Below are 12497 nucleotides of genomic sequence, written 5' to 3' on the forward strand. Positions count from 1 at the left end.
GTAGCCTCGGGCCATGACATCGGACGCACGAATTTCCGACTCCGCCGTGCCGCTGGACCAGGGACCGCTCACCGAGTGGGACGTCCCGGAGAGCTGGCCGGTCGCCTCGAGCGAGGATCTCCACCGTGACGGCTGGGTGGTCGCGCTGCGCGCCGACCGGATCAACCGCCCCGGCCATGAGGACGAGGAGCCGTTCCGCCGTCTGGTGGTCGAGCACCCGGGCGCCGCGGTCGTGCTGGCGCTGGACGAGGAGGAGCGGGCCCTGGTCATCACCCAGTACCGCCATCCCGCCAAGCGGCGCTTCGTGGAGCTGCCGGCCGGCCTGATCGACTATCCCGGCGAGGACCCGCTCGAGGTCGCCGTGCGCGAGCTGCGCGAGGAGGTGGCCCACGAGGCGACCGAGTGGACGCCGCTGCTCTCGACGTACGCCTCGCCGGGGCTCACCGAGGAGATCCACCACTTCTTCCTCGCCCGCGGCCTCACCGCCAGCGACCGCGACGGCTTCGAGCTCGAGCACGAGGAGGCCGAGATGAGCGTCCACTGGGTGCCCTTCGAGGAGCTCTTGGAGGCAGTGCTGAGCGGCCGGGCGACCGACTCGCCGGTCGTCCAGGCCGTGCTTGCGTACGCCGCTCTCAAATCACGTGGCAGAGTCTGATCAGGGGGTCTGGTCAGGACCGATCGACGTGATTTTGGTGACTTGCGCCACACCGGGTTAGACATGCCGCGTCAGGCGGCGCACATCCGGCTGACCCGTAGACCCACGGACCACCACATTCAGGGGAAGAAACACAATGAGAATCGGCGTACCCAAGGAAGTCAAGAACCACGAGTACCGGGTGGCGATCACCCCCTCGGGCGTCCACGAGCTGGTGGCCAACGGCCACGAGGTCTTCGTCCAGGCCGGTGCCGGAGTCGGCTCCTCGATCTCGGATGGCGAGTACGCCGCGGTCGGCGCCAAGATCCTCGGCGATGCCGACGAGACCTGGGGCAACGCCGACATGGTGCTCAAGGTCAAGGAGCCGGTCGCGGAGGAGTATCACCGCCTGCGCGAGGGCCTGACCCTGTTCACCTACCTCCACCTGGCCGCCGACAAGCCGCTGACGCAGGAGCTGCTGGCCAAGAAGGTCACCGCGATCGCGTACGAGACCGTCGAGCTGCCCAACCGGGCGCTGCCGCTGCTCTACCCGATGTCGGAGGTCGCCGGCTGCCTGGCGCCCCAGGTCGGGGCGTACAACCTGCTCAAGGCCCAGGGCGGCCGCGGCACGCTGATGGGCGGTGTCGGCGGTGTCGCCAACGCCAAGGTCGTCATCATCGGTGCCGGCGTCTCGGGGCAGAACGCCGCCAACATCGCTCTGGGGATGGGCGCGGACGTCACGCTGCTCGACACCGACCTGGAGAAGCTGCGGATGTCGTTCTGGCGCTACTCCAACCAGGTCCACGGGCTCGCGTCGAACAAGCTCGCGCTCGAGGAGCAGGTGCTCCAGGCCGACCTGGTCATCGGCGCCGTGCTGATCCCGGGCGCGGCCGCGCCGAAGCTGGTCACCAACGACCTGGTCTCGCGGATGAAGCCGGGCTCGGTGCTCGTCGACATCGCCATCGACCAGGGTGGCTGCTTCGAGGACTCCCACGCCACCACCCATGCGGACCCGACCTACCAGGTCCACAACTCGACCTTCTACTGCGTCGCCAACATGCCCGGCGCGGTGCCCAACACCTCCACCTACGCGCTCACGAACGCGACGATGCCGTACGCCGTCGCCCTGGCCAACAAGGGCTGGGCCCAAGCGCTGCGTGACGACGCCGCGCTCGCCAAGGGCCTCAACACCCACGCCGGCCAGCTCACCTACGGCCCCGTGGGCGAGGCGGTCGGCATCGACTCCGTCGCGCTCTCGGACGTGCTCGGCTGATCTCCTCAGGAGTCACAGGAGTCACGCCGTACAGGCAATTCCGGCACTTCTCAGGCAATGCAATGCCCGAGAAGTGCCGGAATACCCGGTTAACCGGGTATTCCTCCCCGACCGGATCCACCACCCCTGGTTGGATGGACCCGTGACCGCATCGAACGTCTCGGGCTCCGCTACGGCGGTGGAGCACGCGATGCGCACGTACCTCGACCACCTCACCGTCGAGCGGGGGCTGGCGGCGAACACGCTGTCCTCCTACCGGCGCGACCTGAGGCGGTACGCCGAGTTCCTCGCCCAGCAGAGCATCGACGACCTCGCCGGCGTCTCGGAGGCGACGGTGTCGGCGTTCCTGGCACACCTGCGCGAAGGCAGCGAGGAGCACCCGGCGCTCAGCGCGACCTCGGCGGCGCGGACGGTCGTCGCGGTGCGTGGGTTCCACAAGTTCGCGGTGGCCGACGGGATGGTCGAGGCCAATCCGGCCGGCCATGTGAAGCCGCCGCGCGCGGAGAAGCGGCTGCCGAAGGCCCTGCCGCTGGCCGACGTGGAGGCGATCCTGGAGGCGTCGGGCGCGCCCGGGACGCCGCTCGCGCTGCGCGACCGGGCCCTCCTCGAAGTGCTCTACGGCACCGGCGCCCGCATTTCCGAGGCGGTCGGCCTCGACGTCGACGACCTCGACCGGGTCGACCACGTCGTACTCCTGCGAGGCAAGGGCGGCAAGGAGCGGATCGTCCCGGTCGGCTCCTACGCCATCGAGGCGGTCGAGGCCTACCTGACCCGGGCACGACCCGACCTCGCAGCCGCCCGCTCGGGTGGCGCGCTCTTCCTCAACGCCCGCGGCGGCCGCCTCTCCCGCCAGTCGGCCTGGACCGTCCTGACCCGTGCCGCCGAGCGCGCCGGGATCCACAAGGACGTCTCGCCCCACACCCTGCGTCACTCCTTCGCCACCCACCTGCTGGACGGCGGCGCCGACGTACGTGTCGTGCAGGAGCTGCTGGGCCATGCGTCGGTGACCACGACGCAGATCTACACTCTTGTCACCGTGGACAATCTCCGAGAGGTCTTCGCGACCGCACACCCGAGGGCCCTGTGACCGTTTCGACCAAAGCCGGCGACTGGATCCCCAAGGTCGGGGCGAGCCCCGACGACGTCTACGAGGCGGTCGTGGAGTGGGTCGAGGGGAGTGGCCGCAGCCTCTACCCCCACCAGGACGAGGCAATCATGTCCATCCTGGCCGGCGACAACGTCATCCTGGCGACCCCGACAGGCTCGGGGAAGTCCCTCGTCGCGGCAGGCGCGCACGCGTACGCGCTGGCCGAGGACAAGGTCTCCTTCTACACCGCGCCGATCAAGGCGCTGGTCAGCGAGAAGTTCTTCGACCTCGTCGAGACCTTCGGCGCCGAGAACGTCGGCATGCTCACCGGCGACGCCAGCGTCAACGCCGACGCCCCGATCATCTGCTGCACCGCCGAGGTGCTCGCCAACCTCTCGCTGCGAGAGGGCAAACACGCTGACGTCGGGCTCGTGATCATGGACGAGTTCCACTACTACGGCGAGCCCGACCGCGGCTGGGCGTGGCAGGTGCCGCTGCTCGAGCTGCCGCAGGCCCAGTTCCTGCTGCTCTCCGCGACGCTCGGTGACACCAGCGCGCTGGCCAAGGACATGACCAGGCGAAACGGCCGCGAGACCGTCCTCGTCGACCAAGCGGAACGACCCGTTCCGCTCACCTTCGACTGGCGCCTCACGCCGCTCCAGGAGACCCTCGAGGAGCTCGTCACCACCGGCCAGGCGCCCGTCTACGTCGTCCACTTCACCCAGAAGGACGCCGTCACCCACGGCACCTCCCTGCTCAACGCCGGCTGGCTGAAGCTGTCCAACGAGGAGAAGGACCAGATCGCCAAGCGGCTCGAGCCGGTCCGCTTCGCCGCCGGTTTCGGCAAGACGCTCTCCAAGCTGCTGCGCAAGGGCATCGGCGTCCACCACGCCGGCATGCTCCCCAGATACAGAAGGCTGGTCGAGCAGCTCGCCCAGGCCGGGCTGCTCAAGGTCATCGCCGGCACCGACACCCTCGGCGTCGGCATCAACGTCCCGATCCGGACGGTGCTCTTCACCGGCCTGGCCAAGTTCGACGGCCGCCGCCAGCGCATCCTGCGCACGAGGGAGTTCCTCCAGATCGCCGGAAGAGCCGGCCGGGCGGGCTTCGACACTCAGGGCTACGTCGTCGTCCAGGCGCCTGAGCACATCATCGAGAACGAGAAGGCCAAGGCGAAGTCCGAGGAGCGCCGCAAGGCCGGCAAGAAGAACTCCAAGGCCCAGCTCAAGAAGCCGCCCGAGGGCACGGTCGTGTGGACCGAGGCGACCTTCACCAAGCTCGTCGACGGCGCCCCCGAGCCGCTGCAGAGCAAGATGAAGGTCGACAACTCGATGATCCTCAACGTCGTCGCCCGCGACGAGGACGCGTTCGAGGTGATGCGCCGGATCACCATGGACAACCACGAGGAGCGGCGCACCCAGCTCAAGCTCGCCCGCCGGGCCCTGCGCCTGACCCGCTCCCTGGTCCACAGCGGGGTCCTGACCAGGCTCGCCGAGCCCGACACGTACGGGCGGCGCTATGTCCTCACCGAGGACCTTCCCGCCGACTTCGCGCTCAACCAGCCGCTGGCGCACTTCGCCCTCGCCGCGCTGGACACGCTCGATCCGGAGTCGCCCGAGCACACCCTCGAGATCGTCTCGGTGATCGAGTCGGTCCTCGAGCCCCCGCGCCAGATCCTCTTCGCCCAGCAGCACGAGGCCCGCGGCAAGGCGATCGAGAACATGAAGGCCGATGGCGTCGAGTACGACGAGCGGATGGCCCTCATCGAGGAGATCACCTGGCCCAAGCCGATGGCCGAGCGCCTCGAGGCGCTCTTCGAGGTCTACCGCGGCACCCACCCGTGGCTGCCCGAGGACGCCCTCGACCCGAAGTCGATCCTGCGCGAGATGTACGAGCAGGGGATGACCTTCACCGACGTCGTACGCCGTTACCAGCTCGCTCGCTCCGAGGGCCTGGTGCTGCGCTATCTGACCGATGCCTACCGCACCTTCCGGCACACCCTCCCCGAGACGCACAAGAGCCCCGAGATCGAGGACCTGGTCGAGTGGCTGGGGGAGACCATCCGGCAGACCGACTCGAGCCTGCTGGACGAGTGGGAGGCGCTCTCCGATCCCGAGCACATCCCCTCGGCGGTGGCCCACCACGAGGCGCCGCCGCCCCCGCGGTCCCTGTCGCAGCAGCAACGGGCCTTCGAGATCATGGTCCGCAACGCGATGTGGGCCCGGGTCGACGCGGTCTCGCGAGACGACCTCGACACGCTGATGTCGCTGGAGCGCTCCGCCGCAGACCGGCTCGAGCCCGCGCGCGACGTGGTGATGACCAGGTCTCGCTGGGACGACGCCCTGGAGGCCTACTTCGCCGAGCACGACGACGTGGGCATCTCTGCCGACTCGCGCTCGCCCAAGCTGCTCACCTGGACCGTCGAGCGCGGTGCTCCCGCGGGCGTCGACGAGGATGACGAGACGTACGACGAGACCCGCATCTGGCGGGTCACCCAGACCCTCGACGACCCGGCCGGCGACCACGACTGGGTGATCGAGGCGGTGGCCGACCTGGACGCGAGCGACGAGGCCGGCGAGCTGGTTCTGGCGACGGTGGCGATGCGTCGGCTGTGACGGGTTGCTCGGTTCCGCTAGCGTTGGGGCGTGCGCAAGCTACTGAAGAACCCCGTCGTCGTCGCGGCCATCGCCAAGATCGCCAACGAGGCTCGCAAGCCCGAGAACCAGAAGAAGATCAAGGACGCAGCGGGCAAGGCCTACGACCAGTTCCAGAAGCGCCGTCGGTCGCACTGAGACCGGCTGTTCGAGCGGAGATTCCTCCACAGGTTTCTCCACATCGAAGGCCCTTCCTGTGGGGCTGGCGGTGCGCCAAGTGCACAGGTCATCAACAGATTCGGGTCGCGTAGCAGAATCACCCGGATTTGCCTTGTGACACGCCCGGCGCGGCTCCTACAGTCGCGCAGATCCGGGTCTTAGAGTCGCCGTGTCGACATATAGACCCGCTAGCCGTGATCGACCCAGGGCCGCGGCAACTCAACCGGGGGTGGAGGAATGGAAGACAGCTATTTCGGAGCAGGTGGTGCGACCGCGCCGCAGATGCCTCCGCAGACGCCGGCGGCCCCGCCGCCGGCCTATCCGCCCTCGGCCCGGCTGCGCGCCAACGCCCCTGAGCCCGACGCGGGTTCGTTCGACGGCCCGGGTAAGAACAAGAAGGGCCCGACTGGTCGCCCCTGGCCCAACCTTCCCGAGCCCGGCCCCGCCACCGGCGGCCCCGCGCGTACGGTCGCGATGGTCAACCAGAAGGGTGGCGTCGGCAAGACCACGACCACCATCAACCTGGGTGCCGCGCTGGCCGAGCACGGACGCAAGGTACTGATGGTCGACTTCGACCCGCAGGGGTCGCTCTCGGTCGGTCTGGGTCTCCAGCCCAACGAGATCGAGCTGACCGTCTACAACCTGCTGATGGAGCGTGACATCACGCTCGACGACGTCGTCGTCCCTTCCGGCATCGACGGTGTCGACCTGCTGCCGGCCAACATCGACCTCTCCGCCGCTGAGGTGCAGCTGGTCCAGGAGGTCGCCCGTGAGCAGACCCTGGCCCGAGCCCTGGCTCCGGCCGTCGCCAACTACGACGTGATCCTCATCGACTGCCAGCCGAGCCTGGGCCTGCTGACCGTCAACGCGCTCACCGCCTCCGACTCCGTCGTGGTTCCGCTGGAGTGCGAGTACTTCGCGCTGCGCGGCGTCGCGCTGCTCAAGGACACCATCGACAAGGTTCAGGAGCGGCTCAACCCGCGTCTGAAGATCGACGGAATACTGGGCACGATGTACGACAGCCGCACCATGCACAGCCGCGAGGTCATGGAGACCCTGGTCAACGGCTGGGGCGACCGTGTCTTCCACAGCGTCATCCGCCGCACCGTGAAGTTCGCCGACTCCACCGTGGTCGGCGAGCCGATCACCGAGTACGCCTCCAGCTCCACCGGCGCCGACTCCTACCGGATGCTCGCCAAGGAGGTGCTGGCCCGATGGCAACGCGGCGAGTGAGGGTTCCGGCCGCCGATGATCTGTTCCGGCGTACGTCCGACGGCGCTGCCGCCGCAGGACCTGCCGCCGAGGCGAAGGCCCGCCCAGTGCACGCCGTGCCCGAGCCGGCCGAGGAGACGCCGGCCGCCAAGAAGCGGTCGAGCGGCCGCGTACGTCATGACGAGAAGATGACGGTCTACATCACCTCCGAGGAGCTGCTCGACCTCGAGCACGCCCGGCTCAACCTGCGGGCCAAGCACAGCATCGCGGTCGACCGCGGCCGGCTGGTGCGCGAGGCGCTCGCGATCGTGCTGGCCGACCTCGAGGAGTACGGGGACGACAGCGCCCTCGTGCACCGGCTCGCCGAGTGACGGTCACGCAGATGCCAGACGCCCCTGCGGGGGCCGAGCAGGAGCCGAGTGGCACCGGGGGTTTCGAGGTGCACCTCGGCAACTTCGAGGGCCCCTTCGACCTGCTGCTCAGCCTGATCGCCAAGCACAAGCTCGACATCACCGAGGTCTCCCTGGCCACGGTGACCGACGAGTTCATCGCCTACGTCAAGAAGGGCGCCGCCGACAGCGGGTCCTGGGATCTCGAGCAGACCTCCAACTTCCTGCTGGTCGCGAGCACGCTGCTCGACCTGAAGGCGGCCCGGCTACTGCCGCAGGGCGACGTCGAGGACGAGGAGGACCTCGCGCTGCTCGAGGCGCGCGACCTCCTCTTCGCCCGACTGTTGCAGTACAAGGCGTTCAAGCAGGTCGCGGCCGTCTTCGGCGAGCGGCTCGCGAAGGAGTCCAAGCGACACCCGCGCTCGGTCCAGCTCGAGCCGCGCTACGCCGGCCTGCTGCCCGAGGTGCTGATCGGGATCGGGCTGGACCAGTTCGCCCAGCTCGCGGCCGCCGCGATGGCGCCCAAGCCAGGGCCACCCGAGATCGGGCTCGCCCACATCCACGGCTCGAAGGTGTCGGTCAAGGAGCAGGCGGCGCTGGTCATCGAGCGGCTGCGCGCCTCCGGGCAGGTCACCTTCCGCGGCCTGTGCTCCGACTCGCCGGACACGCTGACCACGGTGGCCCGGTTCCTCTCGCTGCTGGAGCTCTTCCGCGAGGGTGCGGTCGCCTTCGACCAGGTCACCGCGTTGGGCGAGCTGACCGTACGCTGGACCGGCGACGAGGCGCTCGATGTCGATGAGCTGATCCAGGACGAGTTCGAGGGGCAGCCGCCCGCGGAGGGCGGCGCCGATGACGGGGAGAAGGACGATGACTGAGGCTGCGACAGGGGAGTCCACCGAGGAGACCCTGGCGATCGAGTTCGCCGACCTGCGGCCCGCGCTCGAGGCGGTGCTGATGGTCGCCGACGAGCCGCTGGCCGCGGAATCGCTGGCCTCGGCGGTGGGCCACCCGACGGCCGCGGTGATCGACGCTCTGCAGGCGCTGGCGGCCGAATACACCGAGCAGGGCCGCGGCTTCGACCTGCGCAACGTCGCGGGCGGCTGGCGGTTCTACACCCGCGAGGAGTACGCCGCCGTCGTCGAGGGCTTCGTCCTCGAGGGCCAGCAGGCCCGGCTCACCCAGGCGGCCCTGGAGACGCTGGCCGTGGTCGCCTACAAACAGCCCGTCTCGCGCGCCCGGGTCTCCGCGATCCGCGGCGTCAACGTCGACGGCGTGATGCGTACGCTGCTCACCCGCGGCCTCGTCGAAGAGGCCGGGCAGGACCACGAGACCGGCGCCAACCTCTACCGCACCACCGGCTACTTCCTCGAGCGGATCGGCATCACCGACCTCGGCGACCTGCCGGAGCTCGCCCCCTACCTGCCCGACCTCGCCGACATGGAGGAGGAGTTGACCGAGCAGGTCAGTCAGGAGGCGCTCGCCGCGCAGCCCGAAGAAGGCGCGGCGAATGGGTCGGACTCTGACGATGCGGCAGAATCGCAAGCGTGAGTGACCTGCCTGAGCGAGACGATCTGCCGCTGGACGACGAGGGCCTGATCCGGCTCCAGAAGCTGCTGGCCCTGGCCGGCATCGCGTCGCGGCGCGGCAGCGAGCTCCTGATGCTCAACGGCTCTGTCGAGGTCAACGGCGAGGTGGTCACCCGCCTCGGCACCAAGGTCGACCCCGGCAAGGACGTCGTACGCGTCGACGGCAAGCGGCTCCCGCCGATCTCCGGCAAGGTCTACCTGGCCCTCAACAAGCCGCGTGGCGTGGTCTCGACGATGAGCGACCCCGAGGGCCGCCGCAACCTCTCCGACCTGGTCGCCGACCGCCCGGAGCGGCTCTTCCATGTCGGCCGTCTCGACACCGACACCGAGGGCCTGATCATCCTCACCAACGACGGTGACTTCGCCCACCGGCTGGCCCACCCCAGCTACGAGGTCGACAAGACCTACGTCGCCGAGGTCACCGGCGAGATCTTCCCCAACGTACGCAAGCGACTCCTCGCCGGCGTCACCCTCGAGGACGGCCCGGTCACCGTGACCAAGGCCCGGATCATGGAGACCCGCAAGGACAAGTCGATCATCGAGCTGGTCATCCACGAGGGACGCAACCGCATCGTTCGCCGCCTCCTCGACCACCTCGGCCACCCGGTCACCCGGCTGACCCGCACCCGGATCGGCCCGGTACGGCTCGGAACCATGAAGCCCGGTGAGATGCGCGACCTCTCCCGCGAGGAGCTCGGCGAGCTCCTCGACACCACCGAGCTCTGAGGGCCCGGAAACCCTGGTGCGTACGCCGGCCCGAGCCGTTAAGATGAGCGGCATGCAGCAGCGCGCGATGAGCACGACGACGCCGGACCCACTCCGGCGCTGACCTGCTGTCCACTTTTCGCAGACCGCCCCGGAGCATTGCTCCGGGGCGGTTCTCGTCTCTGGTGGTGATGCTCCGGGCCAAGACCCAGGAGCATTCACCATGAACCTCGATCATCGAGACCTGAACCGAGACCTCGCCATCTTCGCCACCGACCCGCTGGCCGGCTCCGGGCTGCCACTCTGGCTGCCCGACGGGGCCGTCATCTTCGCCGAGCTCGAGCGACTCGCCGCCGACCTGGCCCGGGCCGACGGCTGCGTACCGGTCAAGACCCCGGTGCTCGGGAAACGCGCGCTCTTCGAGCGTTCGGGTCACTGGGCGAAGTTCGCCGACGACATGTTCCCGCCGATGGCCATGGGATCGGGTCCGGCGGGGGAGAGCGGCGAGGAGCTCGTGCTGCGTCCGGCCAACTGTCCGCACCATGCGCTGGTCTACAAGGCCCGCCAGCACTCCTACCGCGAGCTCCCGATCCGGCTGCACGAGCTCGCCCCGATGTTCCGCGCCGAACGCTCCGGGGTGCTCTCGGGGCTGAGCCGGGTACGCCAGATCAACCTCGACGACACCCACGTCTTCTGCCGCCCCGACCAGGTGGCCGAGGAGGCGGGGAAGGCGCTGCACTCGGCGCTGAAGGCCCAGGAGATCCTCGGTCTGCGGGTCGACTATGTACGCCTCTCCCTCCGCGACGCCTCCCCGTCCTATCTCGGCTCCGTCGAGCAGTGGGACGGTGCCGAGGAGGCGCTGAGGAAGGCGGCGGCCGAGGCCGGCGTCGAGGTCGTCGTGGCGCCGGGCGAGGCCGCCTTCTACGGACCGAAGCTCGACGTGCAGGTCATCGACCCCGCGGGCCACGAAGAGACCATTGCCACCGTCCAGATCGACTTCAACCAGCCCGAGCGCTTCGACCTCACCTACGACGCCGCCGACGGATCCCAGCAACGGGTCGTGATGGTCCACCGCGGCACCGTCGGCTCGATGGAGCGCGTCACCGCCGCGCTCCTGGAGCGCTACCAGGGTCGTCTCCCGCTGTGGCTGGCGCCGGCGCAGATCGCCGTCCTCCCGGTCTCCGCAGACCAGGACTCCGAGGCTCGCAGGCTCGTCGACGCGCTCGTCGCCGAGGGCCTCCGTCCGCGCCTGGACGCGGGCGGCTCTCTCGGGGGCAGGATCCGGGAGTCTCGTCGTCGGCGGGAGCCGTTGATCGCGATCATCGGGGCGGTCGAGGCCGACGCCGGGCAGGTTCAGGTACGCGACGTCGCGGCGGGTGTCGAGCGGAAGGTCGATGTCGACGATCTGGTGGTGGTGATGAAGGCGGCGTATGTGTCTCGGGCGGTTGAGATCTCCTGGTGAGATCTGGGCCGTGCCGCCAAGCGCTATCGCACACCATCTCCGCTCAGCGCGATAGCGCATGGGCAACCCGCGCCGACCGTGGCACCATCGAGACATGATCGTGCCGGAGGTGCTGCGGCCCTATGTCACCTCGCTGGTCACCTACGACGTGGATTTCGGGGCGCCGGGGGTGCATCGGGGGATGCCGTCGACCGAGATCACTTTCGTGCTCTCGGTCGACGAGCCGTTGGTGACCTCGTGGGGGAGCGGGACGGAGCCGGTCACGGCATGGTCGCTGGTCTCCGGGCTGCACACCCGGCCGGCGGCGATCCATCATCACGGTTACCAACGCGGCGTGCAGCTGGGGCTGACGACCGCCGGGGTGCGGGCGCTGTTCGGGATGCCGGCCGCGGCGTGGCGGGGCGAGCTCCTCGCCCTCGACGAGGTCGCGGCGCCTGGCGGCGTACGTCATCTTCCGGAGCGGCTGGCCGAGGCCGATCCGCGGGAGTGGTCGCGGTTGGTCGTAAGTGGCTTGGTCGAGGCGCTGGCGCGGCATGGCGAGCCGGGGCCGAGTGCGGAGGTGGGTCGCGCGCTGGCCCTGCTGACCGGGGGAGCGGCCGTGCAGGAGGTGGCCGACGACGTCGGCTACAGCCGCCGGAGGATGAGCGACCTCGTACGCGCAGAGACCGGGGTTGCGCCGAAGCAGTTCCAGCGGCTGGCACGCTTCGACCGCTCCCGCGGCCTCATCGGCCGGATGCCGCTGGCCCGGGCGGCGACAGTCTGCGGCTACGCCGACCAGGCGCACCTGACGCGTGAGTGGCAGGAGTTCGCCGGGTGTACGCCGACTACCTGGTTGCGTGAGGAGTTCCCATTCGTGCAAGACCTGGCCGACCCGCAGGCGGTTGACTCGGATGCATGAGCAATGAGCAGAAGTTCGATGTAGCGAAGATCAAGTACTGGCAGTCGATGGCGTTCCGGGACGCCGAGGCGATGATGACGTGGCTGAGCGCAATCGGCTTCGTCGAGCACTCCACCTACCGCGAGGGCGGCATCGTCGCCCACGCAGAATGGCTCTGGCCCGGCGGGGGAGGGCTGATGTTCGGGCAGGTACGCGAGGGTGGGAGCCTGAAGGTCACCGGCGGCTCCGGGGTCTACCTGATCGACCAGGACCCCGATGCCCTCTTCGACAAGGCGGTCGCCGCCGGCGCCACCGTGGACCGCCCGATGGTCGACCAGGACTACGGCGGCCGAGGCGGCACGGTGACCGACCCGGAGGGCAACTCGTGGTCCTTCGGCAGCTACCAGCCGTCATGAGCGCACGGCGATATCGCACACCCTGGTCGTCAGTCGCGATAGC

13 protein-coding genes are annotated in these 12497 nt (G+C 69.3%); all 13 read left to right on the top strand.

Translation table 11 applies throughout. The features are described 5' to 3' along the window. The first annotated feature begins 13 nt into the window (after positions 1-13). Positions 14-655 carry an NUDIX hydrolase gene (locus ABZU72_RS02045; protein WP_355017242.1) on the top strand — a complete coding sequence of 214 codons (642 nt, stop codon included), beginning with the start codon at positions 14-16 and terminating at the stop codon, positions 653-655. A gap of 136 nt (positions 656-791) precedes the next feature. Beyond that, positions 792-1907 carry an alanine dehydrogenase gene (gene ald / locus ABZU72_RS02050; RefSeq protein ID WP_355017243.1) on the top strand — a complete coding sequence of 372 codons (1116 nt, stop codon included), beginning with the start codon at positions 792-794 and terminating at the stop codon, positions 1905-1907. 190 nt (positions 1908-2097) lie between these two features. After that, complete coding sequence (xerD, locus tag ABZU72_RS02055; RefSeq protein ID WP_355017333.1) at positions 2098-2994, top strand: site-specific tyrosine recombinase XerD; 897 nt, start codon at positions 2098-2100, stop codon at positions 2992-2994. Beyond that, positions 2991-5609: a DUF3516 domain-containing protein gene (locus tag ABZU72_RS02060; RefSeq protein ID WP_355017244.1), complete on the top strand. Its 2619-nt coding sequence runs from the start codon at positions 2991-2993 to the stop codon at positions 5607-5609. The genes xerD and ABZU72_RS02060 overlap by 4 nt, the downstream gene beginning before the upstream one ends. A gap of 30 nt (positions 5610-5639) precedes the next feature. Continuing rightward, positions 5640-5786, top strand: coding sequence for a hypothetical protein (locus ABZU72_RS02065; RefSeq protein ID WP_350839477.1), 147 nt, complete (start codon positions 5640-5642; stop codon positions 5784-5786). A gap of 258 nt (positions 5787-6044) precedes the next feature. Then, positions 6045-7040, top strand: a complete 996-nt coding sequence (locus tag ABZU72_RS02070) for an AAA family ATPase (RefSeq protein ID WP_355017245.1) — start codon at positions 6045-6047, stop codon at positions 7038-7040. Continuing rightward, positions 7022-7390, top strand: a complete 369-nt coding sequence (locus tag ABZU72_RS02075; protein WP_160023748.1) for a hypothetical protein — start codon at positions 7022-7024, stop codon at positions 7388-7390. The genes ABZU72_RS02070 and ABZU72_RS02075 overlap by 19 nt, the downstream gene beginning before the upstream one ends. Before the next feature lie 11 nt (positions 7391-7401). Then, complete coding sequence (locus tag ABZU72_RS02080; protein ID WP_355017246.1) at positions 7402-8283, top strand: segregation/condensation protein A; 882 nt, start codon at positions 7402-7404, stop codon at positions 8281-8283. After that, complete coding sequence (gene scpB / locus ABZU72_RS02085; protein WP_355017247.1) at positions 8276-8956, top strand: SMC-Scp complex subunit ScpB; 681 nt, start codon at positions 8276-8278, stop codon at positions 8954-8956. Before ABZU72_RS02080 ends, scpB begins: the two co-directional genes overlap by 8 nt. After that, positions 8953-9720 (top strand): pseudouridine synthase, encoded by a 768-nt coding sequence (locus ABZU72_RS02090; protein ID WP_355017248.1) that lies wholly within the window; start codon positions 8953-8955, stop codon positions 9718-9720. Before scpB ends, ABZU72_RS02090 begins: the two co-directional genes overlap by 4 nt. A 202-nt stretch (positions 9721-9922) precedes the next feature. Next, the gene (gene thrS, locus ABZU72_RS02095; RefSeq protein ID WP_355017249.1) at positions 9923-11161 is read left to right on the top strand and encodes a threonine--tRNA ligase; all 1239 of its coding nucleotides are present in this window, start codon (positions 9923-9925) and stop codon (positions 11159-11161) included. A 94-nt stretch (positions 11162-11255) separates the two neighbouring features. Continuing rightward, positions 11256-12059 (top strand): AraC family transcriptional regulator, encoded by an 804-nt coding sequence (locus ABZU72_RS02100; protein WP_355017250.1) that lies wholly within the window; start codon positions 11256-11258, stop codon positions 12057-12059. Beyond that, positions 12056-12454: a VOC family protein gene (locus ABZU72_RS02105; protein ID WP_355017251.1), complete on the top strand. Its 399-nt coding sequence runs from the start codon at positions 12056-12058 to the stop codon at positions 12452-12454. Before ABZU72_RS02100 ends, ABZU72_RS02105 begins: the two co-directional genes overlap by 4 nt. Positions 12455-12497: the final 43 nt, after the last annotated feature.

This window comes from Nocardioides sp. NPDC004968 (assembly GCF_040608935.1).
Classification (GTDB): Bacteria; Actinomycetota; Actinomycetes; order Propionibacteriales; family Nocardioidaceae; genus Nocardioides.

What these genes read in the sequence shown, in the direction of transcription:
- ABZU72_RS02080 (WP_355017246.1), top strand. Translation starts at nt 7,402, where the DNA reads ATGCCAGACGCCCCTGCGGGGGCCGAGCAGGAGCCGAGTGGCACCGGG.
- ald (WP_355017243.1), top strand. Translation starts at nt 792, where the DNA reads ATGAGAATCGGCGTACCCAAGGAAGTCAAGAACCACGAGTACCGGGTG.
- ABZU72_RS02105 (WP_355017251.1), top strand. Translation starts at nt 12,056, where the DNA reads ATGAGCAATGAGCAGAAGTTCGATGTAGCGAAGATCAAGTACTGGCAG.
- ABZU72_RS02070 (WP_355017245.1), top strand. Translation starts at nt 6,045, where the DNA reads ATGGAAGACAGCTATTTCGGAGCAGGTGGTGCGACCGCGCCGCAGATG.
- scpB (WP_355017247.1), top strand. Translation starts at nt 8,276, where the DNA reads ATGACTGAGGCTGCGACAGGGGAGTCCACCGAGGAGACCCTGGCGATC.
- thrS (WP_355017249.1), top strand. Translation starts at nt 9,923, where the DNA reads ATGAACCTCGATCATCGAGACCTGAACCGAGACCTCGCCATCTTCGCC.
- ABZU72_RS02100 (WP_355017250.1), top strand. Translation starts at nt 11,256, where the DNA reads ATGATCGTGCCGGAGGTGCTGCGGCCCTATGTCACCTCGCTGGTCACC.
- ABZU72_RS02075 (WP_160023748.1), top strand. Translation starts at nt 7,022, where the DNA reads ATGGCAACGCGGCGAGTGAGGGTTCCGGCCGCCGATGATCTGTTCCGG.
- ABZU72_RS02045 (WP_355017242.1), top strand. Translation starts at nt 14, where the DNA reads ATGACATCGGACGCACGAATTTCCGACTCCGCCGTGCCGCTGGACCAG.
- xerD (WP_355017333.1), top strand. Translation starts at nt 2,098, where the DNA reads ATGCGCACGTACCTCGACCACCTCACCGTCGAGCGGGGGCTGGCGGCG.